This is a genomic window from Streptomyces sp. CA-250714 (assembly GCF_050936705.1).
Classification (GTDB): domain Bacteria; phylum Actinomycetota; class Actinomycetes; order Streptomycetales; family Streptomycetaceae; genus Streptomyces.
Genome location: NZ_JBNJMI010000002.1, coordinates 1,313,983 through 1,338,566 on the forward strand (window position 1 = coordinate 1,313,983; position 24,584 = coordinate 1,338,566).

At 73.7% G+C, this 24,584-nt stretch carries 17 protein-coding genes; 8 read left to right on the forward strand and 9 right to left on the reverse strand.

The window, feature by feature from the left end:
* Positions 1-19: 19 nt before the first annotated feature.
* The 3 genes from ACQEU8_RS24790 to ACQEU8_RS24800 all read left to right on the forward strand — a co-directional run bounded on the left by ACQEU8_RS24790 (position 20) and on the right by ACQEU8_RS24800 (position 2,792).
* Positions 20-445, forward strand: coding sequence for a hypothetical protein (locus tag ACQEU8_RS24790; protein WP_433104700.1), 426 nt, complete (start codon positions 20-22; stop codon positions 443-445).
* Between the two features lie 185 nt (positions 446-630).
* Positions 631-1,251, forward strand: coding sequence for a carbonic anhydrase (locus tag ACQEU8_RS24795; RefSeq protein WP_433104702.1), 621 nt, complete (start codon positions 631-633; stop codon positions 1,249-1,251).
* Between the two features lie 11 nt (positions 1,252-1,262).
* Complete coding sequence (locus ACQEU8_RS24800) at positions 1,263-2,792, forward strand: SulP family inorganic anion transporter (protein ID WP_433104704.1); 1,530 nt, start codon at positions 1,263-1,265, stop codon at positions 2,790-2,792.
* 212 nt (positions 2,793-3,004) lie between these two features.
* On the opposite strand, the gene ACQEU8_RS24805 is transcribed toward ACQEU8_RS24800, so the two are convergent.
* From ACQEU8_RS24805 to ACQEU8_RS24840, 8 genes are all read right to left on the reverse strand, one after another.
* Positions 3,005-4,039: a methyltransferase gene (locus ACQEU8_RS24805; protein ID WP_433104706.1), complete on the reverse strand. Its 1,035-nt coding sequence runs from the start codon at positions 4,037-4,039 to the stop codon at positions 3,005-3,007.
* 357 nt (positions 4,040-4,396) lie between these two features.
* Entirely contained in the window at positions 4,397-5,518 is a 1,122-nt protein-coding gene (locus ACQEU8_RS24810; protein ID WP_433104708.1) for a lantibiotic dehydratase C-terminal domain-containing protein, read from the reverse strand.
* Positions 5,515-8,277 carry a lantibiotic dehydratase gene (locus tag ACQEU8_RS24815; protein ID WP_433104710.1) on the reverse strand — a complete coding sequence of 921 codons (2,763 nt, stop codon included), beginning with the start codon at positions 8,275-8,277 and terminating at the stop codon, positions 5,515-5,517. Before ACQEU8_RS24815 ends, ACQEU8_RS24810 begins: the two co-directional genes overlap by 4 nt.
* Entirely contained in the window at positions 8,274-10,001 is a 1,728-nt protein-coding gene (locus ACQEU8_RS24820) for a SagB family peptide dehydrogenase (RefSeq protein ID WP_433104712.1), read from the reverse strand. The genes ACQEU8_RS24815 and ACQEU8_RS24820 overlap by 4 nt, the downstream gene beginning before the upstream one ends.
* 9 nt (positions 10,002-10,010) lie before the next feature.
* Positions 10,011-12,008, reverse strand: coding sequence for a TOMM precursor leader peptide-binding protein (locus ACQEU8_RS24825; protein ID WP_433104714.1), 1,998 nt, complete (start codon positions 12,006-12,008; stop codon positions 10,011-10,013).
* The gene (locus ACQEU8_RS24830; RefSeq protein WP_433104716.1) at positions 12,005-14,338 is read right to left on the reverse strand and encodes a TOMM precursor leader peptide-binding protein; all 2,334 of its coding nucleotides are present in this window, start codon (positions 14,336-14,338) and stop codon (positions 12,005-12,007) included. Before ACQEU8_RS24830 ends, ACQEU8_RS24825 begins: the two co-directional genes overlap by 4 nt.
* A gap of 163 nt (positions 14,339-14,501) precedes the next feature.
* A complete protein-coding gene (locus ACQEU8_RS24835) occupies positions 14,502-15,791 on the reverse strand; it encodes a sensor histidine kinase (RefSeq protein ID WP_433104718.1) in 1,290 nt (429 codons plus the stop codon).
* Entirely contained in the window at positions 15,772-16,425 is a 654-nt protein-coding gene (locus tag ACQEU8_RS24840) for a response regulator transcription factor (RefSeq protein WP_433104720.1), read from the reverse strand. Before ACQEU8_RS24840 ends, ACQEU8_RS24835 begins: the two co-directional genes overlap by 20 nt.
* A gap of 86 nt (positions 16,426-16,511) precedes the next feature.
* Between ACQEU8_RS24840 and ACQEU8_RS24845 the strand changes: the two genes are divergently transcribed.
* From ACQEU8_RS24845 to ACQEU8_RS24860, 4 genes are all read left to right on the forward strand, one after another.
* Positions 16,512-17,090, forward strand: a complete 579-nt coding sequence (locus ACQEU8_RS24845; protein WP_433104722.1) for a hypothetical protein — start codon at positions 16,512-16,514, stop codon at positions 17,088-17,090.
* Complete coding sequence (locus tag ACQEU8_RS24850; RefSeq protein ID WP_433104724.1) at positions 17,087-18,559, forward strand: peptidoglycan-binding protein; 1,473 nt, start codon at positions 17,087-17,089, stop codon at positions 18,557-18,559. The genes ACQEU8_RS24845 and ACQEU8_RS24850 overlap by 4 nt, the downstream gene beginning before the upstream one ends.
* Positions 18,560-18,627: 68 nt before the next feature.
* Positions 18,628-19,308 carry an ABC transporter ATP-binding protein gene (locus ACQEU8_RS24855; protein WP_433108691.1) on the forward strand — a complete coding sequence of 227 codons (681 nt, stop codon included), beginning with the start codon at positions 18,628-18,630 and terminating at the stop codon, positions 19,306-19,308.
* Entirely contained in the window at positions 19,305-20,519 is a 1,215-nt protein-coding gene (locus ACQEU8_RS24860; RefSeq protein ID WP_433104726.1) for an ABC transporter permease, read from the forward strand. The genes ACQEU8_RS24855 and ACQEU8_RS24860 overlap by 4 nt, the downstream gene beginning before the upstream one ends.
* Positions 20,520-20,585: 66 nt before the next feature.
* On the opposite strand, the gene ACQEU8_RS24865 is transcribed toward ACQEU8_RS24860, so the two are convergent.
* Entirely contained in the window at positions 20,586-23,234 is a 2,649-nt protein-coding gene (locus ACQEU8_RS24865; RefSeq protein ID WP_433104728.1) for a PA14 domain-containing protein, read from the reverse strand.
* Positions 23,235-23,478: 244 nt separating this feature from the next.
* Between ACQEU8_RS24865 and ACQEU8_RS24870 the strand changes: the two genes are divergently transcribed.
* Positions 23,479-24,504: a LacI family DNA-binding transcriptional regulator gene (locus tag ACQEU8_RS24870; RefSeq protein ID WP_433104731.1), complete on the forward strand. Its 1,026-nt coding sequence runs from the start codon at positions 23,479-23,481 to the stop codon at positions 24,502-24,504.
* Positions 24,505-24,584: the final 80 nt, after the last annotated feature.

Below are 24,584 nucleotides of genomic sequence, written 5' to 3' on the forward strand. Positions count from 1 at the left end.
GGTTCGTCACACCCTGTGGGTGACGATGGAATCCGCCCAGTTCGGAGCCGTGGACGAAGGGAGGACGATGCGACGCTGCGTGACCGCCATCCGGGCGTGCGTCTCCGCCCTCGTCCTGCTGCTCTCCGTTCTGCTGGCCACCGAGGCCGCCGGTGCCCTCCCGGCGCCGGTGGGCGAACCGTCGGCCGCCGCGACCGCCGTGGAGGCCTCGCCTCCCGTGGCCGAGGAGGCCGAGCACGGTGCCGCCGACTGCAATCCGCGCCGCGCGGTACGCCACCACGTCGCGCCATCGGCCCCGGGCGAGCGCCCGCTGTACGCGGGCTGCCGGCAGACCCACTCGCTGGCCGCCGCCCATCCCACCGCGCTACCGGGGAACGGCAGCGCGGGCATGCCATGGCGCAGATCCGTCGAGGTTCCCGTACTGCACCAGGTGCTGCGGCACTGATACCGACCGCGGCAGCCGCGTACCGGCGCGCCTGTCCGTGACCAGCCGGTACCGGCCCATGCTGCCGTGTATCCGACTTCTCGCCGACTTACGTACACGGGTCCTGGAAGCCGACCGGCCGACTGGATCCCGTACGCCGACTCCGTACGCAGATTCCGTACGCACCTGAACGCAAGGTAACTCTTATGCGCTCACTCATTCCCCACGCACGCGCCTTTTCCGCGCGGATCAGCGACCGTAACGACGAACGTGAGAGCTACCGCAGGCTGGCCCAGGGCCAGTCGCCCGAAGCGCTCTTCATCACCTGCTCCGACTCGCGGGTCCAGCCCGCGGTCTTCACCGGCGCCCGCCCCGGGCAGCTGTTCGAACTGCGCACCGCGGGCAACGCGGTGCCGCCCTACGGCACGACGGACCGTCCCAGCGGCGAGTCCGCCACCATCGAGTACGCGGTCCGGGTACTGGAAGTACCCGAGATCGTGGTGTGCGGGCACTCGCACTGCGGCGCGGTCGGCGCCCGCGTCCGCGACGAGGACCTGGCGGCCGTGCCCGCCGTGCACAGCTGGCTGACCAGCCAACTGCCGCCCTCCGCCGAACTGGCGCCCGACGACACCGAACGCGAGCAGCCCGATGTGGCCGCCGCCGTGCAGCGCCATGTGCGGGTGCAGCTCGCGCGGCTGCGGGACTACCCGTGCGTCGCGGAACGCGAGGCAGCCGGAGAACTGGAGCTGCGCGGCTGGTTCTACACCATCGACACCGGCCAGGTGCTCGAACTCGATACGCGTTCCGACGCGTTCCTCCCACTGTGAGAGGTGGCGTCATGACGTACTCCAAGAGCTTTCTGCGAGCGGACTTCACCGCCTCCCTCGTCGTCTTCCTCGTCGCCGTGCCGCTGTGCGTGGGCGTCGCCGTCGCCTCCGGTGTACCGGCCGAACTCGGGCTGGTCACCGGGATCGTGGGCGGGCTGATCACCGGGTTCCTGCCCGGCAGCAGCCTCCAGGTCAGCGGCCCCGCCGCCGGTCTGACGGTGCTGGTGTACGAGGCCGTGCAGACCTACGGCCTCAGCGCGCTGGGCGTTCTGGTACTGGCTGCCGGGCTGCTGCAGCTGCTGATGGGCGTACTGCGGCTGGGCCGCTGGTTCCGGGCGATCTCCGTCGCCGTCGTCCAGGGCATGCTCGCCGGTATCGGCCTGGTGCTGATCGCCGGTCAGCTGTACTCGCTCGCCGACGCCAAGGCCCCCAGCAGCGGCCCGGAGAAGATCCTGGGCCTGGGCCGGCTCGTGCTGGACACCGTGGGCGACAGCAAGGGGCTGACCGCCTTCGCGGTGGGCGCCGGCACGGTGGCGGTGCTACTGCTGTGGCCGAAGTGGCGGGCCGGAGCGCGGGTGCTGCCCGCGCCGCTGGCCGCCGTCCTGCTGGCGACGACCGCGACCGTCGCCCTCGACCTGCCCATCGCACGCGTCGAGGTGCAGGGCCTGCTGGAGGCCGTACAGCCGCCCGGGCTCGGCGACTTCGGCGGTCTCGCCTCGATCGGCATGCTGAGCACGGTGCTCGCCTTCACGCTGATCGCCTCGGCCGAGTCGCTGTTCAGCGCCGCGGCCGTCGACCAACTGCACGACGGGGCGCGTACCGACTACGACAAGGAGCTGATCGCCCAGGGCGCCGGGAACACCGTCTGCGGGGCGCTGGGGGCGCTGCCGATGACGGCGGTCATCGTGCGCAGCTCGGCCAATGTGTCGGCCGGTGCGAAGACGAAGGTCTCCCGGATTCTGCATGGTGTGTGGCTGCTGGTGTTCACCGTCGCGCTCCCCGGCGCGCTGGGCATGATCCCGCTCGCGGCACTGGCGGGCATCCTCGTCCACGCGGGCTGGAAGCTGATTCCGCTCCGCGAGCTGGGCCCCATGTGGCGGGAGCACCGCGCCGAGGCCGTGGTACTCGCGGTCACCGCGCTGGCGATCGTCCTCACCAACATGTTCGAGGGCGTGCTGCTGGGCCTGCTGATGGCGGTGGTCAAGACCGCCTGGGAGACCTCGCACATCCACGTGGAGACCGAGGACCCGGGCGAGGATCTGCCGCTCCGCGTCATGGTGCTGGGGAACGCCACGTTCCTGCGGCTGCCCAAGCTCCAGGACCAGTTGGAGGCGCTGCCCACCGACCGCCGCGTCGAACTGCGCCTGGAGAAGCTCCGGCACATGGACCACGCCTGCGGCCTCGCCCTGTCCACCTGGGAGGAACAGCACAACAAGACGGCGAAGCGCATCGCGGCCGAACGGGACGCTGCGGAACCCGCAACCGCCGAGCACACCGCGGCCGAGCGAGACGAGGAGGGCACGTCCAGCGTGATCGGATGACCCGATTCGACCGTACGGGGCGCCGGTGACCGGCGCCCGGGCAGGGTACCGGCGCGGCCGTCGCACGCCGCCTCGCCGCTGAGAGCGCACGGGTCCCGGTCATGGACCGGGACCCGGAGCGCGTGCGGCGGGTGGCCGCGGGCATCCACGACAGCGGCGGCCGCGTCTGAGTTCCCGGGCTGCGACGTGCCGGGCCGGGGGACGGGTCTCGGTCAGCGGGCGATGAGTTCGACCAGGGAGCGGTAGTAGCTGAGCTTGCGCACCACGCCGAGGTCGAAGCCGGCGCGGTCGCCGAGCGCGGCGAGCTGGTCGCGGGTGCGCTCCTGGCCGGAGAAGTAGGTGAGCATCCGCAGATCCATCTGGGACCGGACGCGTGCTCCCTGTGGATCGTCCCGCAGCCCCTCGATCAGCAGCACCCGGCTGCCGGGGCGGGCGGCGTGGGCGCAGTGTTCCAGGATGCGCAGCGCGTGGGCGTCGTCCCAGTCGTGCAGCACCACGGAGAGCAGATAGCCGCCCGCGCCGTGGGCCTCTTCGGGCAGCGGGTCCAGAAAACTCGACTCCAGTACGGCGCACCGCTCGTCCAGCCCCTGTTCGGCGAGCCTGGCGCGGGCCGCAGCAGCCGGTCCTGCCAGCTCCACCAGCGTGCCGCGGAGTTCGGGATGGGCGGTGAGCAGCGCTGAGAGGAGCGTCGCGTCGCCGCCTCCCACATCGACGAGGTGGCCGAGCGAACCCCAGTCGTAGCCGTCGGCGGCGGCCTTCGTCTCGCCCGGTACGAGCAGCGAAGCGAGCAAGGTGTCGAAGGAGTCGGAGAGTTCGGGCCCGGCCTCCAGGTCCGCCCAGAAGGAGCGGCCGTAGGCGGTGTCGTATCCGGGCCTGCCGGTACGGATGCTCTCCAGCAGATGGACCAGCGCGAGGTCGCCGCGGCCGAAGGCGCTGCCGGCGTCCAGCCAGTCGCGGGGGCAGCCGGGGTGACCGGTACGCAGCTGGGCGCCCAGCTCGGCGAGGCCGTAGACGTGCGGCTCCGGCTGGGTGAACACCTCGGCGTTGACGAGGTGGTTGAGCAGCCTCTCGAGCAGCTGTGCGGGGGTGCCGGAGCGCTCGGCGAGGTGGTCGAGGGGGGCGGTGCCCTCTCCGATGTGGTCGGCGAGGCGCAGCGTTGCGGCGACGCGGATCGCCATGGGGGTGACCAGGTCGGCGGCCTCCCAGATGTCGCTCGTGCCGCGGGGCCGGTTGTTCTCCTGGGTCACCGTCTTCTCCGGTCGTGTGGTGGGGGCGCGTCCTGACGGCCGGTGGCCGGGACGGTCTGTTTTCGGTCGCCTGTGGCCGCTCACCGCCGGGCGCTGTCCGAGCCGTACGGCTGATATGGACAGTGCCCGGCGGCGGCTGCCGCACGGCTCAGTGGCAGAGCGGTCCCGAGGCCGTCGTGCTGGCGATGACCTGCGGCGGCTCCTCGATCTCCTCGATCTCGAAGGTCTCGGCTTCCAGGGCCTCCAGCTCGTCTACGAGCATGTTGCCAACTCCCTTGTTGAATAAGCGACTTACACGGACCCCGCCATTGTGGAGATCGGTTTTCGCCATGGTCAATACTTCGCGGGGTGCAGTCGTCACCGATCCGCCGGCAGCCCCTGCACCCGTTCCCTGAGCGCGCGTCGCAGCAGGTAGGCGAGGTAGTCCTCGTTACCGACGGTCACTCCGAGCCGGTTGCACCCCATGTGGGTGAGTCCGGCGAGCAGCGCGGTACGCGCGGTCTCCGCGTCCACGGGCACGGGTGTCCCCGTACCGTCGCCGGAGGGGAACACCAGCGCGCCACGCGCGGCCTCCTCGTCGATGCGCGTACGCAGTTCGGTGCCGTGCTCGGCCCAGCGGCGCAGAAATCCGGTGAGCAGTTCCGGCTGCCCGCCGAGGACGCCCGTGTGCAGCGCCTCGACCTTGTCGCCCATCGGGCCCGCCATACGTTGGTAGGCGGCGGCGTAGGTGTCGTAGCGGTCCTTGAACAGGGGCTCCCAGTCGGCCATGCGCCGGGTGAAGAAGGCGACGGTGCGCTCGGTGTCGTCCAGCACCGTCAGCGCGAGGGTCGCCGTCAGCTGCGCGGCGAGACCCAGCCGGACGCTGCCGACCTGGGTGTTCGCGGAGGACAGCAGGCTCGCGACGAGGCTGCTGGAGCGGTCGGCGTGCCATTCGGCCAGCGCCACTCCGATCGGGCCGCCGTAGCGCTCCAGCTCCGGCTCGTATCCCAGGTAGGCGAGCGAGTCGTTGGGGCGACGCGGCATCCGCACGGTGCCGGGGCCGTAGCGGGCCTCCCACTGCGCGTCGGAGAACTCCAGCCGGAAGCGCTCCCGGTACTGCTCGTCGCTGAGGTCGATCGCGGGGTCGTAGACCGAGGGGTGGCTGCGCAGAAAGCCGCCGACGGCCTCCTCGACGGCTGCGGTGAGGGCCGGGATCGCGTCCGTGCTCGTGGGCCGCATCCGCAGCCGCACGTGCGGGCCCTCCAGCCAGTGGCGGAGGAAGTAGCAGCAGTCGGCGAGCCCTTCGCCGCGCAGCCGCTCGAACAGCGGGCCGGCGCACTCCCCCAGCAGCGGGTCGCGGTCCCCGGCGTAGTAGACGTGCGCGGACAGCCATTCGCCGGGGCGCAGCTCGGCGGGTGGGCGGTCGTCGGCGTTGAGGGGCGCAGCGGGCCCGGGGCGGCGCTGTACGGGCGCGGGCCGCGTCCGGTCGGTGTCGGTCACTGGGGGTTCGTCCTTCCGGTGTGCTGAGTCTGCTCGGCGGGGGCGGGCGGCGCGTCCAGCTCCACGCACACCTCCGACACATAGGCGGAGCCGCCCGTGCTGAGGGCCGGTTCGGTGACGTCGGGCAGCAGCTCGGTGAAGACCGCCTCGCCCGCGCCGCGCAGCCGGTGGTCGAGCAGCGAGAGGGACAGCGGGCTGTCGGCGTCCACGGGGTGCGGCTTGTGGTCCGTGTCCGTACGGACCATCACCCGCTCCGGCAGTCCCGTGCCGCGCCACCAGCGGCGGCGGGCGAGAAAGCCGTGCGCGGTGTCGGCGGCCGGCTCCGGTCCTGGCAGTTCAGCGCCCGCGAACCGCCGGGCGCGCCGCGCCAGTACCAGTGAGCCGTGTCGTATCCGCGGGCGGTGCGGCGGCCCGCCGCCTTCCAGGCACCCCCACAGGTCCGCGACGAGCGGCATGGCGGCCGGGGAGAGCGCCAGCAGGGTGCGCTGGACGCGGGGCAGCGCCATGGGGACGAGGCCGCCGAGCCACAGCGGGACGACCCGCTTGCCCAGCCGCCGGGAGACCAGCCGCAGTTCACCGCTCTCCTCGTCGTCGGCCAGCCGCAGGTCCTCGACCGGGAGCCGGCGCTCGGCGGGCCCGTGCGGGGCCTCGGCGGGTCCGGTCAGCCGGTAGGGGGCGAGGGCGGGCCGCAGCGCCAGATTGGAGGTGTCGTAGCCGCCGCTCAGATCGGCGGCGACCGCGTCGGGCGGCACCAGCCGCGCGTGCCGGGCCCGGATGCCCGCCGTCAGCTCCCGTTCGGCGTCCGGCCCGAAGGAGCCGGCGAACCGGGCGAGTGGCTGGCCGAGCCCTGAGTAGGCCCAGTTGAGGACGGCGAGCGGCGGCCCGCCCCCGGCGGCGGGCCCGGTCAGCTGGAGGTAACAGGACCAGCTGCGCGGCATACCGGGGCTGTCGGGCGGCAGCAGAGCGGCGGCCCGGTCCAACGCCTCGGCGGGGAGCGTGAGTTCAGCGGCTTCGGGCGGCGCGTCGGAGGGCAGCGCGTCGAGCGCGGTGCGCAGCGCGCGGGTGAACTCCTCGTGGGCGGCGCTCAAGGCCGCGACCCCCGGATCGTCGTAGGGGTTGGCGCGCGGCACATACGTACCGTCCGCCGCGAGGGTGCCGAGCCGGGTGCCGGTGCCCGACAGCCAGGTGCCGCACGACTGGTGGAGCTCGTGCGCAAACCCCGGCACGTCGTCGCAGACCCCGCCGGGTCCGTACCGGGAGCGGAAGTGGGCGCGCACCAGCAGCCTGTCGAGCAGCATCAGGTCGAACGCGGGCAGCAGCCGGGCGAAGCGGCGCAGCGCGGGCAGCGGGCCGTCCTCCCAGGCCGCGCTGGAGGCGGTGGCGGGCGCGGCCAGCACGGCGTCCTCGTAGACGGCGGTCCTGGGCACGACCGGCGGCGTGCGGCCGAACGCCCGCTGTGCCTCGGCCACTTCGGTACGGAGCGCGGCAGTACGCCGGGCGCGCTCCTCGGTCGGTGCGATGGGGAAGCCGTCGGCGTACTCCCTCATCCGGTCGAACCGGTCGGCGAGGGACAGTATCGGGCCGTGGGACGGCGGCCCGTACGCACGCAGCCGGGCGGCCAGCTCCGCCAGCGGGTCGGGGTGGTGGATGTCCAGGGTGAACGCGGGCGTGGTGAGCAGGCCAAGGTCAACCAGCTTGCCGAGGTAGCCGTCCAGCCGCTCCCTGGGCCTGCCCTCGGGGTCGGCGCGGTGCAGCGCGTCGGCGAGCCGCGGCAGGGTGAGCCCGGCGTCCCCCGCCGCGTCCAGGAGCCGCAGTGCCTCGTCGAGGACGGGACCGGCGGGGAGTTGGAACGGCTCCTCCTCCAGCACCCCCGGGGTGGCGAGGGCGACGCCGGAATCGACGGGCCGGTAGCGACGGCGCACGTAGTGGATGCGTCCGCCGGTACGGCGCCACCCGCCGGCCGCGTGGAACGGGAGCGCCGCCCTGGTGGCCGGATCGCCGAGCGCCGCGACGGCGATCTCATGGACGGCGGTCAGGTTGGGGCGGGCACGCGGCAGCGGCCGGAGCGGGCCGCTGTCGGCGCGGACGAGGCCCAGCGGAGGGCCGGAGTCGTGGAAGCGTCCGCGCGCCAGGGTGGTGAGGGTGCTGAAGGGGCTCGTCTTGAGCGCGGCCCGGTACACGTACGACAACAGTGCCCGTTCCGCCTTCCGGCTCCGCTTGCCGCTCGGCGGCGCGTCACCGGCCGCGATATACGCGGGGAGGGCGGCGTCCAGGGTGGCGGAGGCCGCCTGGACGCCGGCGCGGAAGGCGGGGTCATGGGCGAGGTGGCGCAGCCGGCGGCGAGCGTCGACGAGTTCGGCGGCCAGCGTGGACTCGGCGGCGGCCAGCTGCTCGTCGTACCGCTGCCGCAGGACGAGCCAGTCGGCGGCGGGCGAGGGGACATCCGCCCCGGTGGCCCGCAGGGTGGCGCGGGACGGCGTGCGGGCGTTGTGCACGTCGCGGCGGAGGGCGAGCAGGGCACGGCGGGTCCCGGGCTGCTCGGTGTGGGCGACGGCCTCGGCGAGGGCGTCCTCGGCCGCGGGTGCCGACGCGGCCATGCTGTCCTCCAGTTCCAGTGCGCTGCGCGCCCACGCGGTGGTGCCGGGAGCCCGGAGGGGGGTGAGGGCGGCGAGGGGGAGCCCGGCGACCCGGAGGATGAAGTCGGGGGCGAGCGCGAGCGGTGCGGGGAGCCGGCGGGAGGGGGTGTCGGTGTCGGTCATGGGAGGTCGGTCCGGTCCGTGCGGGGGCTGGGGGCAAGGGGGGCGTCGAAACGGGGGCGGTCCGGGCGCTCGTGGCCCGTCATGAGGAGCAGCAGCGGCCAGGTGTCCTGGCCGGCGGCAGGTGCGAGGGCCGCGTGCAGGGCCTCGTAGTCGAAGCCGAGCGCCGCACCGCACCCGGTGCCGAGGTCAGCGGCAGCCAGATAGGCCGCCTGCGCGACGGCGCCCACCTCGGCGTTGAGCAGCCGGTAGCCGCGCGGCCCCGCCGCCGCTACGACGGCGTGCGGGCGGGCCAGTACGAGCAGGACGGCGGCGGCCTGTTCGAGGTTGTAGTTGTTGAGCGTGTAGGCCCGCTGGAGGAACGGGTGCGGCGCGGGACCGGACAGCGGGACGAGGGCGTGCGCCGCGGAGTCGTAGAGGTGGAGTCCGGCACGCAGCCCGGCCACGTGCTGCACGGAGACGGCCAGCCGGGTGAGCGGGGGCGGGGCTGACCCGCCGGGCTCCGCGCCGGTGTGCAGCTGCCGCCCGGCCGCGGCCGCCTCCAGCAGTGCGGACAAGTCCTCGGCGGCGAGCGGTCGATGCGCGGAGAACCGGCCGAAGCTGCTGCGCCGGGCGGTGAGCGCTTCGGTGACGCCGCCGGTGAGCGGGGAGGGCGCGGGCAGCGGGACGGCGGCGGTCGCGGATGGCGCCGGTGGGGCGGGCGGGGCGGGCTTCTCGGCCGCGGCTTCGGCGAGTGCCCCGGGCGCTGGGCACGGTCCCGTGTCGTACGCCGCCGCCAGATGGGCCGCCTCGGCGGCGGGGAAGCGCAGGACAGTGCGGGAGCGTTCGGCGAGGGGCGGGGCGATGGGCGGGGTGAAGCCCTCGGCGGTTCCGCGCCGCCCGTCGCCCTGTTCGGCGGTGGCGGCCTTCCCCCGGGTTTCGTCCGTGGGGCGCTCCCAGGGCAGCGGCACCACGGCCAGCACGCTCTCGGTGGCGGGGTCGAGGCCCAGCAGCCGGTCCAGCTCCGGCTCGTCGAACCACAGACGGGGCACCAGCTCGATGCCGCAGGCCGCCGCCCAGGTCTGCCAGGTGCGCAGCAGACAGCCGAGATCCATGGTGACGCAGTGGTAGCTGAACTCCCCGTACTTGAAGGCGTTCTGCCAGAACCGGACGGTGACGAGGAGGAACTGGCGCCCCGTCGGCGCGGGCTGAAGGGCCTCGCGTACGCGGGGTGAGACGTCGCCCGTGGCGAGGCGGCGGAGGGCGTGCGCGGGCTGGTCGTAGTGGTACAGGCCCGGCAGGGGGCCCGCGCCCGGGCCGCACGCCCAGTACAGCTCGCACGGGTACAGGCCACCGCCCGCCGCGCTGCCGCGGGCCCACGCGGCGTGAGCGTACGCCTCCCGGCCGCCCTGGCCCGGGTCGGCTGTGACCTGGAGCCGGCGGGAGAGCCAGCCGTAGGAGTACCGGAGCAGACCGGCGAGCAGCGGCACGGTGAAGCCCGCCCCCGGGTCCCGTGGCGGGGCGAGCAGGGCCTCCCTCAGCGGTGCCGGAGCACGCGGCGCGGAGTCGGGGAGCGGGAAGCCGAGGGCTTCGCGGTAGCTCTTGTGGCTCCGGGGCTGGTCCGCCCAGTCCGGCTCGAACGGCTCGGCCTCCATCGGCACCGAGGCACGCCGCAGCACGGCGTCCAGATAGCGGGTGACGGGCAGGACACGGTGGTCCGGCCCGCCCGGCTCATCGCTGTAGGGCACCTCTCCCCCTCACATGAACGGGTGCGGGGCCGGGTTGAGCTCCGCCGCCGTCAGATCGTCCGCACGCAGCCCAGCGCTCCGAAGCGCGGTGCGGGCCCGGGCCATACCGGGCGCGCGGTGCCGCCGTGCGCCGAAGTCGATCGGCAGCAGACCGGGCACCAGCACCCGCACCACGCTCGTCCCGACCGCCCGCTGTTCCGGTCCCGTCTGGTCGACGACGACCGTGTCGAAGCCGCGCGCGGCGAGCAGGTCACGGCAGTGGCGTACGGCTGCGGACAGATCACCGGCATGCGGTACGGCTGCGCCCCGCGCGTCCGTTCCGCGGTCTTCGTCGAACCGCTCGTCGTCACGGAAGGCCGACGGCTGTTCCCCGTCCTGCGGGCCGAGGAGGAACGCGGCGTGCGGCGTCATCTCGGGGAGGCCGTACAGGGCGGCGTGGTCGGCGAGTTCGCGCACCAGGGTGAAGTCCCGCGCCATGGCACGCAGCCGGTCGAGGTCCCGTTCCGTGCGTTCGGGGAAGCCGGACAGATAGCTGGCGACCTCCCGTACGGCCGACTCGGCGGCGCGCTCCGGGTCGAGCGCTGCGGCGGAGGACAGGCACAGCGCCCCCGGCCCGCTGTCCTCCCGGGTCGCCACGGCGGTCACAACCGGCACCGGCAAATCGATGCGGTTGTCCAGGAGCCGCAGCCGGTAGCCGCCGCGCCGAATCCGCTCGGCGAGGTGCGGGAGCGTACGGGACCGGCAGCCCGCCACCGCGAGCTGCGGCAGCCGGGCCCGCCCGAGCCAGGCCACCAGGAACGCGTCCCGCTCCACCACCTCCAGCAGGCCGTGCAGCACCGCCTCCTCCACACATGAGCCGCCCGCGCATCCGCTGGAGGTCTCGGCCGCGAAGAACGGGCCAGGACCTGCCAGCCGGTAGTGGACCAGCTGCTCGGGAACCAGCACCGGCCGCTCGTCCCGCAGCGACCAGCCCCACACCCACGGCAGGACCAGCTCCTCGTCGTACGGCACGAAGCGCGGCGGCGCGTCCTCGAAGAACGCCTGGTCCGGGAGCCCGCACTCGCGCGGGTCGACGGACGGGTGGCGCAGCTCGGAACGGGCGGCCCGGATCGTCCCGCGGCCGCCCTCGCGCAGCCCCGCCAGCCGTTCCAGCCCCTCGCACAGGGCCAGGGCCGCGCTGTCCCGGTAGGTGTCCGCGTGCCCGCTCCAGTGCACGTCCATCAGCTGGGGTGTGCCGCGTACCGCGAACCGGCCGCCAGCGGGTGCGGTGTTGGCCGCCTCCCGGTCGGGCCTGACACCCGTGCCGAGTGCCCCGCAGACGGGGTTGGCGAGGGCGTCGGCGGCCCACTCCGGCACGGCCTCGACGGGGCTCAGCAGCCGGGCCGAGCCGGGGCGTGGCACGAGGCCGGGCCGCAGCCGGACAGCACCCCTGCCGGCGGGCGCCGCGGAAGCGGTCTGCCGCTCACCGCAGAGGGGACACGCGGGGTCGGCCAGCAGCCGGGCATGCTCCACGCGGAGGGTGTCGAGCGCGAGTTGGTGCACGGTGCCGGTACGGGGCGCGGTCGGCGGCTCCCGGCGCGCCGTGTCGAGCGCGGCCGACGCCAGGTGGGCGAGCATGTCGAGGGCGAACGGGGTCAGATACGGGTTCGGCGCTGCCGCGTGGACGGGAGCGCCCGGCCCGCACTCCAGGACGTCGCGCTCGACGGCGGGGCGGAGGGCCTGCCAGCGGGTCGCCACACAGTGGAAGCACGGGCGGCCCGGGAGCGGCTGCCGCGGGCCCAGGGGACCCAGCAGGGCGTATCTGCCGCGCAGATGAACCGGGACGAGTGTGGTACCGGGCGCGGCGTCGGGCGGCTGCTCAGCGGTGGCGTACGCGTCCTCCATGCCCAGCAGTCGTACGTGCACGGACAACGGCTCCACGGGGCCGACGCCGCGCAGCCGGCGCGTCAACTCCCGTTCGACGCGGAGCCGGTCCTCCGCCGACGGCCCCTCGGTCGTGGCCCTCACGCCGGTTCCTCCCGTGGCCTGCGCAGCAGTACCCGAACGGTCTCCACGCCGCCCGCGCGCAGGTCCGGCGGTGTCGTCACCACAACGAGCGCCGCCCTGCCGGATGTCACCGACGCCGTCGGCCCCTGACCGGCCGGCGGGGCAGGCCGCGCGGGGTCCTGGACCGTCGCCGCCAGCGCCTGCGCGCCGAGCCCGTACACCAGGGGATCGCCGAGGTCGACGGGGCGGCCGGCCTGCGCCAGTTGGAGCGTGCCGACCAGGTCGCGGAGGGCGTGGACGGTGGCCTCGGTACGGGTGGTGCCGTAGCCCAGCGCGTGGGTGACGCCGGTGGAGACGGCGTCGCCGGCCAGCGCGGCCACGGCGTGCGCCGGTGCGGCGCCGGGGAGTTCGAGGAGGGTGACCTGCCGGTCGAAGTGCGCCACGGAACGGAGCAGAAACCCGCAGTCCTCGTCGGCAGCCGTGTCCACGGTCAGCGGCCGCGCGGCAACCTCCCCGCGCAGCGCGGCCACGACGCCCTCGTACGCGAGAGCGGACAGCAGCCCGGCCCGCGCGGCGGCGGCGACGGTGGCGCCCGCTCCGGCACCGGCGCTCCCCGGTTCGAAGCGGCGGTCACGGTTGACGGCGCCGCCGGGGTGGACGGCTGCCGCCGGGACGGCGACCGTCCGGCCCCGCGCGGAGAACCCGGCCGACGCGGGCTCCGGGGAATCCCACACCCACGCGCGCAGCCATGGCGCTTCTGCTGCGGAGCCGTCGGGTTCGGCCGACTCGCCTGTGCCACCTGTGCCGCTCCAGTTGGTCAACTCGGCGCCGGGTACGCGCTCTTCGGACCCGTGCGCGATGTACGGTGCGGCGCTGCGGGGCAGACCGTGCGTGTGCAGCAGCGCCTCGTAGACCAGCGCGGCCGAGGTGCGGGCTGCGGCTCTGGCCTCGGTGTGGGTGTCGAGGGCGAAGGCGGTGACGGTCCGGGGAGACACGGCGGACGGGCCGGGCGCCGTGACCTCGACGCAGGCGGCGCGGAGGGGGGACTGCGGGAGCGCGTCGTCGGCGTAGCGCCGGAAAACTCCCGCGTACGTACCGAACAGCGTCTCCTCTCCCGCCGGGCCGGGCCCACTCGGTGTCTCCCCCGCCTCGCGCGCGCCGTGCTCGCTCACCGCGCCCGGCACATGGGGAACTTCCGCGCCCGGCACATGGGGCACTTCGCCGCACGCCGCGCAGTCGGGGTGGGCGAGCAGGGGCTCCCGCGAGGTCGCCAAGGTCGCACAGTCCTGGGTGACGAGCGCGCCCGCGGTTTCCGCGTGCAGGGCGCCCGTGCGGTGCCGGAAGACGTCGAAGGCGAGCGTCGTGCCGAGCATCCGCCCCAACTGCGCGTCCGGCCCGGCGGCCGGCCGCTCCGTGTGCACGGCACGCAGCAGCGCCGCGGCAGCCGTCGGCTCCAGGTTGGCGGCGAGCCGCAGCACAGCACACTGCCAGCAGCCCGCCACCTGCTCGCCACCACCGGTGCCGCCACTGTCGCCGCTGCCGCCGTCGTCGTGTCGGCCCCCGTGCACCAGCGGCCCGAGCACGGCGGTTCCGTCCAGTACGGTCAGCGGCAGCAGCGCGGGGCCGCCGGCGAGTGCCGCGCGGTTGTGGCGGGCGAGTTCGCGGTGGTCCGTACCGCACGCCACCACGAGGTCCACGCCTGCCCTCTCGTCACCGTCCGGGTCACCGCCTGTTGCGGTTCGTTCGGTGCCGCCGTGCTCCCCCGGCGGGCGCACTGTCACGTGCGCGTCGCATCCGTCGCCGCGCAAGCTGTCGCGCTCCCGTAGGAGTTGGGACGGTGGCTCCTCGTACGGCCCGGAGAGGGTGACCGTGCGCAGTCCATTGCGCAGCAGGGTCACGGCGCAGCTCTCGGCGGCCTCGCCGCTGCCCGCGATCAGCACGCGGGTGGCGCGGAAGCGGGCGAAGGCGGAGTCGGCGTCGGCGCCGCCGAGCTGGTGGTCGAGGTAGGCGAGTTGGTCCCGGAAACGGACGCGGACGGCCTCGGGGAGCAGGGAACTCCCGCTGTGTGCTGCGGAGTCGTCGCCGCGTACGTCACGCACCACGCCGCTCCGCAGCAGCGTGCGCACCATTGCGGTGACGGTGGCCCTGCGCTCCTCGGACAGCCCGTGGCACAGTTCGGCGAGCGTGTGGGCGCCGGTCAGATGCGGTGCGAGACGGCACATCCACTGGTAGGCCGTACGTCCCTTGAGCACGAACTGGCCCTCGGGGTACTGGAGGAGGACCCCGTCGTCGGTCGCCGTGAACAGCGCGTCCGCCCGCAGTCTGGGGCGTACATCGTGGGTGGGGTCCACGTGGCGGCCTCCCGCGCACCGTGCATGCGGGGCCGGCTCGGCCCCGTGCGCACGTTGATCGAACGGATGGTGAGCTCGGACGCTACCCCGTCCTCCGGCGCGGTGTCAGCAAAGATCGAAAAGCGGGCCGGTGCATGCGGCTCCGCCGTGTGCCGCTAGAGCTTCATGTGGTGCGGCTGCCCGCCGTGGGGGTTGGATGACGGAGTCCGGGTGCGGGTGGGTCGTGGCTGAGCGCGCCGTTCCCCGCGCCCCTTCGGAGCGCGTTGAAGGTGACCGTCACGGCCAGGCCGCCAGCGGGGCCTGGGAGCGTGGTGAGGCGGGCGTCGTGGGCGTGGGCGATGGCGGCGACGATGGACAGGCCCAGGCCGTGGCCCTCTTCGGTTCCGCGGGGGGCGAGGCGTTGGAAGGGCTGGTAGAGGGTGGGGATACGGCTGCGCGGGATCGGCTCGCCGCTGTTGGCCACGTGCAGCCAGGGGCGGCCCGCGCTGGTTCCGGTGGCGACGTGGATCCAGCCGTCGCCGGGGGTGTAACGGCGGGCGTTCTCCACGAGGTTGGCCGCCAGCCGCTCCAGGAGTGCCGCGTCGCCGTGTGCCGGCGCGGGGCGCAGGGTGACGGTCATCCGCGTGTCCTCCCGTTCGCTCACCACCGTCTCCAGTACGGCCGCGAGATCGGTGGGGCCGCTGCGTGCGGGGTCGAGCCCGCGTTCGCTGCTCGCCAGCGTCAGCAGCGCCTCGATCAGCCGCTCCTGGCTCTCCCCGGCCCGCAGCACCCGCTCGCACACCTGCCGCAGCGTCGCCACGTCGGCGTCCGGCTCGGCGAGGGCGACCTCGACAGTGGCGCGCTGGAGGGTGAGCGGGGTGCGCAGCTCGTGCGAGGCGTTCGCGACGAAGCGCCGCTGCGCCGCGAAGGCGGCGTCCAGCCGGGCCAGCAGCCCGTCGAAGGTGTCGCCCAGTTCCTTCAGTTCGTCGGTGGGTCCGGGCACGGCTAGCCGCTCGTGCAGATTGCGCTCGGAGATCCGCCGTGCCCGGTCGGCCATGACCCGCACCGGGCGCAGCACCCGGCCCGCCATCACCCAGCCCAGCGCCACCGACACGCCCGTCATTCCGGCCAGTGCGATCCCCGACTCGGTCAGCAGGGTGCGCAGTTCGGCGGAGCGGCGCTCGCTGACGATGTCCTCCAGCTTGGTGCGCATCCGGTCGCTCTCGCCGTCAGGGCCCGCGATTCCCCAGGCCGTGACCCGGGTGTTCTTGCTGACGGGGCTCTGGGCCACCAGCAGATAAGTGCTGCCGAGCAGCGCCGCCCCCGAGACGAGGAAGAGCGCGCCGTACATCAGCGTCAGCCGCAGCCGTGCCGACCAGCGGATGCCGCCGCGTGCCGTCCGTACAGGTGCGGGCCGCGCGGGCCCGGCCGGTCCGTACGCCGCGCGGCCGGGCTCAGATGCGGTAGCCGGCATGCGGCACCGTCTCGATCAGGGGCGGGTCGCCCAGTTTGCGGCGGAGCCGGCTGACGGTGACCTTCACGGTGTTGGTGAACGGGTCGGCCGACCGGTCCCAGGCGCGCTCCAGCAGCTCCTCGGCGGAGACGACAGCACCGCGCGCGGCCAGCAGCAGCTCCAGTACGGCCAGTTCCTTGGGTGACAGATCCAGCCTGCGCCCGCCCCTGCGAGCCAGCCGCTCGGCCGGGGTGACGGTGAGGTCGCCGTGCACGAGGACCGGTGGTACGGCCGGCTGGGCGCGGCGGGCCAGCGCCCGGATGCGGGCGACGAGTTCGGCGAAGGCGAACGGTTTGGCGAGGTAGTCGTCCGCACCGAGGTCGAGCCCCTCGACCCGGTCCTCCAGGGTGGACGCCGCGGTCAGCATCAGCAGCCGGGCGCGGGAGCCGTCGCGGCTCAGGGCGCGGCACACCTCGTCGCCGTGCAGCCGGGGCAGATCGCGGTCGAGCACGATCACGTCGTAGTCGTGCACGGTCGCCTGCTCCAGCGCCTCCTCCCCGTCGAAGGCCAGGTCGATGGCCATACCGTCGCGGCGCAGCCCGGTGGCCACGGTCTGCGCCAACTCCCGGTGGTCTTCCACGATCAGCACGCGCATGACGCAAGGATGCGGCAGTGGGCATAACACCGGCGTAACAGCCGCCGTTCCCGCCGTGTAACCGGCCCGGGCGTAGAACTCACCGCATGTTCATCACTCGGAACCGATCCCTGATACGTACCCTTCCCGCGGCGGCCGTGCTGCTGACCGGCGTGCTGCTCACCGGCTGCGGCGGCGACTCCGACGGCGGCGGCAAGGACGACGCGACCCCGCAGGCCGCAGGCGACGACGGCGCCCGGGGCGGCGCGGGCAAGCAGTTCGACAAGGCGCTGGAGTACGCGCAGTGCATGCGCGACAACGGCGTGAAGGACTTCCCCGACCCCAAACAGGAAGGCGGTGGCATCCGGCTCGGCGGCCCGGGCGTCGACCGCGACTCCGCGGCGTTCAAGGACGCGGAGGAGGCGTGCCGCGACAAGGCACCGCAGATGGACGGCGGCGGAGGCAAGCCGCTGGATTCGGCGAAGGTCGCCGCCTGGGCGAAATGCATCCGCGAGAACGGGCTCGCCGACTTCCCCGACCCCGTGGTCAACGGCAGCGCCATGCAGATCGACCTGGCGGGCACCGGCATCGAGCCCGGCGGCAAGGCGTTCCAGGACGCCCAGAAGGCGTGCCGCAGCAAGTACCCGGGCGGCGGCCTGCAGATGAAGGGCGGCGGCGGGCAGTGAACGCTCACGACGAGCCGTCCGCCGGAATGCGCGCCCCGGAACGGGAACCGGCGGCATCCGGGCCGCCCACCGGGAGCGACCCGGAACCGGCCACGGCCGCCGCCGCGACAGCCGCCGACGCGGCGAAGCGCGTGGCGCCCGGCGCGACGGCACGCGAGGCGTCCGACGCGGCGCCGGAGGAGGCCGCGTCCGCCGTGGTCCACGACGGCGGGGACAGCACCGGCGAAGGCAACATGGGCGAGGACGGAGCCGATAAGCCGGGGCCGGGGCGGGGCACGCGGCGGGCGTTGCGGGTCTCGCTGCTGGTGCTCGCCGCCGCGACGGCGGTGGGGGCTGCCGGGGTGGCGGCGACCGGTGCCTTCGGCGGGGACGGGGAGAGTTCCGGGGCGCCCCGTGACACGGGCCCGCGCAAGACGGCGCCGGTGGAGCGCACCACACTCACCCGTACCGAGACCGTGGACGGCACGCTCGGCTTCGGCACCCCCACCACGGTCCAGCAGGCGGCCACCGAAGGCGAACAGAACAGCGGTACGGGCTCCGGACAGCAGCCGGGCGCGGGAGCCGGGGGCTCCTCCGACGGGGGCGGCAGCGGCGAGGAGGCGGGGATCGTCACCTGGCTCCCGGAGGAGGGCGCCACCCTCTCCCGCGGTGACACCGTCTACAGCGTGGACGAGCACAAGGTGCCGCTGCTGTACGGCTCCAAGCCCTTCTACCGCACGATGCGCGCCGGTACCGAGGGGGACGACGTCAAGACGCTGGAGCGGAACCTCGCCAAGCTCGGCTACAGCGGCTTCACCGTCGACGACACCTTCACGAGCGGTACGGCCGGAGCCGTCCGCGACTGGCAGGACGACATGCACCGTGCGGAGACGGGCGAGGTCGCGCCCGGTGACGCCGTGGTGGCGTCCGGGGCGCGCCGGGTCGCCGAGCAGAAGACCTCTCCGGGGGCGCTGGCCGGTGGCGAGGCGCTGACCTGGACGGGGACCGACCGGATCGTGGAGGTCGAGCTGGAGGCGGGGCTGGAGAGCCTGGTGAAGAAGGGCACCAAGGCGACGATCCGGCTGCCGGACGGCGGCACCGCCCAGGCCGAGGTGACCGACGTCGGCACCCCCTCCGGTGCTCAGGACGGGGCCGGCGACGGGCAGGGCGCCGAAGGGGGCGGCGAGGGGGACGGCTCCGAGGAGGCGACGCTGCCCGTCGAGCTGGAAGTCGGCTCACAGCAGAAGCTGGGCCGCTATCAGGCGGCTTCGGTGGATGTGGTCCTCAAGGCGCAGACCCGCGAGAACGTGCTCGCGGTGCCGGTCAACGCGCTGCTCGCCGAGCCGGGTGGCGGCTACGCCGTCGAGGCCAGGGGCGCGGACGAGCGGTCCCGCCGGATTCCGGTGGAGCTGGGGATGTTCGCGGACGGCAAGGTGGAGGTGTCCGGTAAGGGCGTCAATGAGGGGCTCGACGTGGGGGTGCCCCGATGACGTCCACCCGGCTCCGCTCCGCGCCCCCGCCGCGGCCCGCACCCCCGGCCCCGAAGTCCCGCCGCACGCTGGTGGAGCTGGCCGGCGTCGAGCAGCGGTACGGCGACGTGGTGGCGCTCGGCGGTGCCGACCTGACCGTGGCGAGGGGCGAACTGCTCGCCGTCGTCGGCCCGTCGGGCTCCGGCAAGTCGACGCTGCTCAACATCATGGGCACCCTCAGCCGGCCGTCTCGGGGCACGGTCCGCATCGACGGGCACGACGTGGCGGGGCTGTCCGACCGCCGGCTGTCCGCGCTGCGTGCCAGGACGATCGGCTTCGTCTTCCAGCAGTTCCATCTCTCCCCCGGCGTACCGGCGTTGGACAGCGTCGCCGACGGGCTGCTCTACAGCGGCGCCCCGCGCGGCGAGCGGCGGCGGGCCGCCGAAGCGGCGCTGCGCAGGGTCGGGCTGGGGCACCGGCTGTTCCACCGGCCGCACGAGCTGTCCGGCGGGGAGAAGCAGCGGGTGGCGATCGCCCGCGCGGTGCTGGGCGAGCCGCCGCTGCTGCTGGCGGACGAGCCGACGGGTGCGCTGGATTCGCGGTCGGGCGCCGCCGTACTGGAGTTGCTGCACGAGCTGCACCGCGCTGGCACCGCGGTGGTCGTCATCACGCACGACCGGGACATCGCCGCCTCGTTGCCGCGCGAGGTGCGGCTGCGGGACGGCCGGATCGAGCACGACTCGGCGGCGGGGGCGGGGGTCGCCCGATGACGGACCGTACGACCGGAACCGCGCCGCGCGCCGCGCGGATGAGCCTCGCCGACGTGCTGCGGGTGGGCGGCTCGGGGCTGCGCTCGCGGCCGATGCGGGTGTTCCTCTCGGCGCTGGGCATCGCCATCGGTATCGCCGCCATGGTGGGGGTGGTGGGGATCTCCACCTCCAGCCGGGAGGATCTGAACCGGAAGCTGGACGCGCTGGGCACCAATCTGCTCACCGTCACACCGGGGCAGTCCTTCTCCGGGGAGGAGGCCCGGCTGCCGAAGAGCGCGGTGCAGATGATCGGCCGGATGCCGCAGGTGGAGTCGGTGTCCGCGGTGGGGAAGACGGACGCCAAGGTCTTCCGCAGCGACCGGATGCCCGAGGAGGAGACCGGCGGCATCTCCGTCGTCGCGGCGCGTACCGATCTGCCCCGTACGGTCGGTGCCCGGCTGACGGCGGGCCGCTGGCTGAACGCGGCCAACTCCCGCTATCCGGCGGTGGTGCTGGGCCCGAAGGCGGCCGACCAGCTGGGCATCCACACCCCGACCCGGGACACCCAGGTGTGGCTGGGTGGGCGGTGGTTCACCGTCGTGGGCATCCTGGCACCCAACGAACTCGCCCCTGATCTGGACGCCGGCGCGCTGGTGGGCTGGGAAGCGGCGGCGCGGTACCTGGACTTCGACGGCTATCCGACGACCGTGCACACCCGCGCTGAGGAGTCGGCGGTCGGCCGGGTGCAGGAGCTGCTGGGGCCGACGGCCAACCCGGAGAGCCCCAACGAGGTGACGGTCTCCCGGCCCTCGGACGCGCTGGCCGCCAAGGAGGCGTCCGACGACACGCTCAGCGGGCTGCTGCTGGGGCTGGGCGCCGTGGCGCTGCTCGTCGGCGGCGTCGGGGTCGCCAACACCATGGTGATCTCCGTACTGGAGCGGCGCTCCGAGATCGGGCTGCGGCGGGCGCTGGGTGCCACCCGGGGGCAGATCCGCGGCCAGTTCCTGTGCGAGTCCCAGCTGCTGTCGGCGCTCGGCGGCCTGGGCGGGGTGCTGCTGGGCATCGGCGTCACCACGGGGTACGCGGCCTACCAAGGCTGGCCGTCCGTGGTGCCCGTCTGGGCAATGGCGGGCGGTGTGGGTGCCACGCTGGTGATCGGTGGGCTGGCGGGGTTCTATCCCGCGGTGCGGGCTGCGCGGCTGCCGCCGACGGAAGCATTGGCCGCCAGCTGACCGGTGCGCGAGCGGGGAGAGGGGGCACCCTCTCCCCGCTCGCGCAGTTCCTCGCGCCCCTTCGGGTTACCGGTCGCAGGAAAGGGTGCCGTCGGCCGCGCCCTCGATCAGCGCCCGGTGGGCGGCTTTCAGCCGGGCCACGTCCGGTTTGACGACTTCCCTGTCGTAGGTCAGCAGACCGTTCAACTCGCCCTCCAGATCGGTGATCTGGGTGTAGACGGCGCCGCTGCTGCCGTCGCAGGCGGCGAAGCGTTCGACCTCCTTCAGCTTGGCCAGGTACTCGTCCGTGTACTTCCCTTTCTCGACGCCCACGTAGGTGTGCCGGACGGGCCAGGCGTGCCCGGGTACGGCCAGCCCGAGTCCGCCGTACTCGCCGCTCACCAGCGCCCGCTTCCCGTCGGGCGCGGGCAGCTTCGCGCTCGGGTAGCCGTGTGCGTCGGACACATCGCCGTTGCCGCCGTCGACGGCGCCGCAGCAGTTGTGGCCGCTCATGTTGTTCACGAGCCGCGCGGGGTCGAGGCGCTTGGCGTAGTCGGCGATCCGTGCCTGGTCGTACTGGCCCCAGCCCTCGTTGAAGGTGACCCACATGATCACCGAGGGGTGGCTGTCGTGCTGCTGGATCATCTGCTTCAGCTCGTGCTCGTACTGCGCCCGCGCCGCGCTGTCCGGTGTGCGGTCGGACCGCATGGAGGGCATGTCCTGCCACACCAGCAGGCCCAGCCGGTCCGCGTGGTAGAACCAGCGGTCGGGTTCGACCTTGATGTGTTTGCGGACCGAGTTGAAGCCCATCTCCTTGTGCCGGCGCAGATCGAAGGCGAGTGCCTCGTCCGTCGGCGCCGTGTAGAGGCCGTCGGGCCAGAAGCCCTGGTCGAGGGTGGCCATCGAGAAGACGGGCTTGCCGTTGAGCACCATGCGCTGTTTGCCGTCGACGGTTTTGACGGCGATCTCGCGCATGCCGAAGTAGCTCTTGACGGTGTCGGCCGACCGGCCGTCGCCCACCCTCACCTTGAGGGTGTAGAGGTGCGGATCGTCGGGCGACCACAGGTGCGGATCAGGCACCGGCACCCGGAACGGCTCGCTGCCGCTGCCCGTCGCCCGGCCCACCTCCCGGCCGCCGTCGTAGGCGACCGCCGTGACGGGCACACCGTCCCGTACACCGCGCGCCGTGACGGATACCTGCTCACCCGCGAGATCAGGGGCGGTCTTGACGTGTGTGGTGTGGTCGGCGGCCACCGGTTCCATCCAGACCGTCTGCCAGATCCCGGACGAGGGCGTGTACCAGATCCCTTCGGGGCTGAGACGTTGTTTGCCGACGGGCGGGTTGGGGCCGTCCGGGGAGTCGGTGGGGTCGTGGACGCCGACGAGAAGTTCCTGCCGGCCTCCGGGCCGCAGCGCGTCCGTCACATCGACGCTGAAGCGGTCGTAGCCGCCCTTGTGCGCGGCGACACGCTTGCCGTTGACGTAGACGGTGGCCTGCCAGTCGACGGCGTCGAAGTGCAGTTTCAGCCGCTTGGCGGCACCGCGCGCACCGACCTGCCAGCTCTTCGGCACGGTGAACGACCGCTTGTACCACATCCGTTCCTCGTGCCGCCCAACACCCGAGAGCTGGGACTCGACCGGGTACGGGACGAGGATCTTCTCGGCCAGCCGCTTGTCCCGGCCGACGGGCGGCTGCTCGCCGGCCTCGGCCGGGGCGAACTGCCAGCTGCCGTTGAGGTTCTGCCACTGCTCGCGCTCCAGTTGCGGACGCGGGTAGTCGGGCAGCGCGTTGCCTGGGCCGACGTCCTTCGCCCACCTGGTCTTGAGCTGGTACTCCGACCTGTTGTCACCGGAGGTCCAGAAGGCGCTGACCGGCCGGCCGTCGGCCGCGGTCAGCCCGCCCTCGCCGTCGTAGCGGACATCCGCGGTGCCGCCTTGGCCCACGACCGGTTCCGGGAGCGCGAGCAGCAGCGTACGGGGATCGTCCGGGTCGAGGCGGAGCTCCCCCAGTGGCCAGTCGGCGCCGCCGATGACGGCCTTGAGGTGGTCGCGGACGCGGGCGGGCGGCGCCGCGAGGGGCTGGGCGAAGCCGAGTTCCAGGGTGCGGCCCGACGGGCGTACGTGCACCTCGGCGGGGCCGTCGTAGTCGAAGCCGTCCGGGAGGGTGAAGGCCGACTGCGGCACGGCCGTCTTGGCGTTGCCGGGCGGGGTCCAGCGCAGATGGAGGTTGGAGCCGCCCTCCTCCTCGAAGTGCTCGACCTTGAGGTCGTACGCCTTGCCCGCCGTCAGCTCGACGGGCTCGGAGTTCTGCTCCTTGTCCCAGTCGGGGACCCAGTGGTCGATGACGAGCCGGCCGTCGAGCCACATGCGGAAGCCGTTGTCACCGGTGATGTGGAAGGTGTGGCTGCCCGACCGCTCGGGGGTGAGCTTGCCGGTCCAGCGCTCGCTGGTGTGGTCGCTGCGGCCGGTGCGTTCCTTGAGCCTCGGTTCGAGGTCGTCGAAGTCGAGGGAGGGGTCGAAGGCGGTGGCCTTGAGGGTGCCGAAGTCATAGGCGCCGGGGGCCGATTGGGTCCAGTACTCGCCCTTGAGGCCGTGCACAGCGGGCGGGTCCTGGGCGGCGGGTGCCGCGGCCGACGCCGTGGGCGAGCCGCCCGGCGCGGCGCTGAGCAGGGCGAGGAGAGTGAGCAGGGACAAGGCGGCGGTGACAGCCGCTGACCAGGGGTGTGCGCGTCTCACGGTGCCTCCGGTGAGGTGTGCCACATGTGGTGCGAACTGTGCCCGGTGAAAACTCTGGTGCGGCCCCCGTGAAGGCCCCTGCCGTGCTTGTACAACGTTGGAATCAGGGGCAGTTGGCATGACAGCACGCATGTCGCACCCTGTCCAGGTAGCCGACGACGGAAGCGGAACCGGGCGTACATCGGGCGGGCAACGAGCAGAAGACGGGCAGAAAACGGGCACGAGAGAGGCGGGGTTGGGCCGGGTGAGGGTGAGTCTCAAGGAAGTGGCCGAGCACGCGGGCGTCTCGGTCAAGACCGTCTCCAACGTGGTGAACGACTACCAGCACGTCACCCCGGCCACCCGGCTCAAGGTGCAGCAGTCCATCGACGCGCTCGGCTACCGCCCCAACCCCACGGCCCGCCATCTGCGCAGGGGACGCACCGGCATCATCGCCCTCGCCGTGCCCGAACTGGGCAACCCCTACTTCGCGGAGCTGGCCGGTGCCGTGGTGGACGCCGCCGCCGAGCACGACTACACGGTACTGCTCGACCACACCCAGGGCCGCCGCGAACGCGAACTGCTCGTCGCCCAGGGGTTCCGCACCCGGGTCATCGACGGCCTCATCCTCAACCCGCTGGAGCTGGAGGCGGAGGACCTGGCAGCGCGCGACGACGATGTGCCGCTCGTACTGATCGGCGAGCGGCGCTACGACCTGCCGTACGACCACATCGCGATCGACAACATCGCGGCGGCCCGTGCCGCGGTGCGGCATCTGCTGGACCTCGGGCGGCGCCGTATCGCCTTCCTGGGCGCCCGCCGCGACCGGCCCAGCAGGCCCGCGCATCTGCGGCTGCTGGGCTGGCAGGCGGAGCTGGCGGCGTCCGGCCTCGCGGCGGACGAGACGCTGGTAGCGCGGGTGGAGGGCTGGGACCGGGAGGACGGCGCCACGGCGATGGCCGCGCTGCTGGACGCCGGGCAGCGGCCGGACGCGGTGTTCGCCTACAACGACCTGGTCGCCATCGGGGCGATGCGGGTGATGGCCGAACGCGGGTTACGCGTGCCGGAGGACATCGCGGTGGTGGGGTTCGACGATCTGACGGAGGGCCGGTACGGGATGGTGACGCTCACCACGGTGGCGCCGGACAAGCGGGCGATAGCCCGGCTGGCGGTGGAGTCGGTGGTGCGCCGTCTGTCGAGCGGGGCCGACGCCCCGGCGGGCCCCCGCCAACTGCGGCCGGGTTTCCGGCTGCTGGAGCGGGAGAGCACGCGGGGCCGCCCGGACCGATGAGCGGCCGGCTTGGGGCGGGGGCCTCCCCGTGTCCGCCTTCGCCGAGCACGGCTTTCCAACGTTGGAAAGCCCGGCAGGCC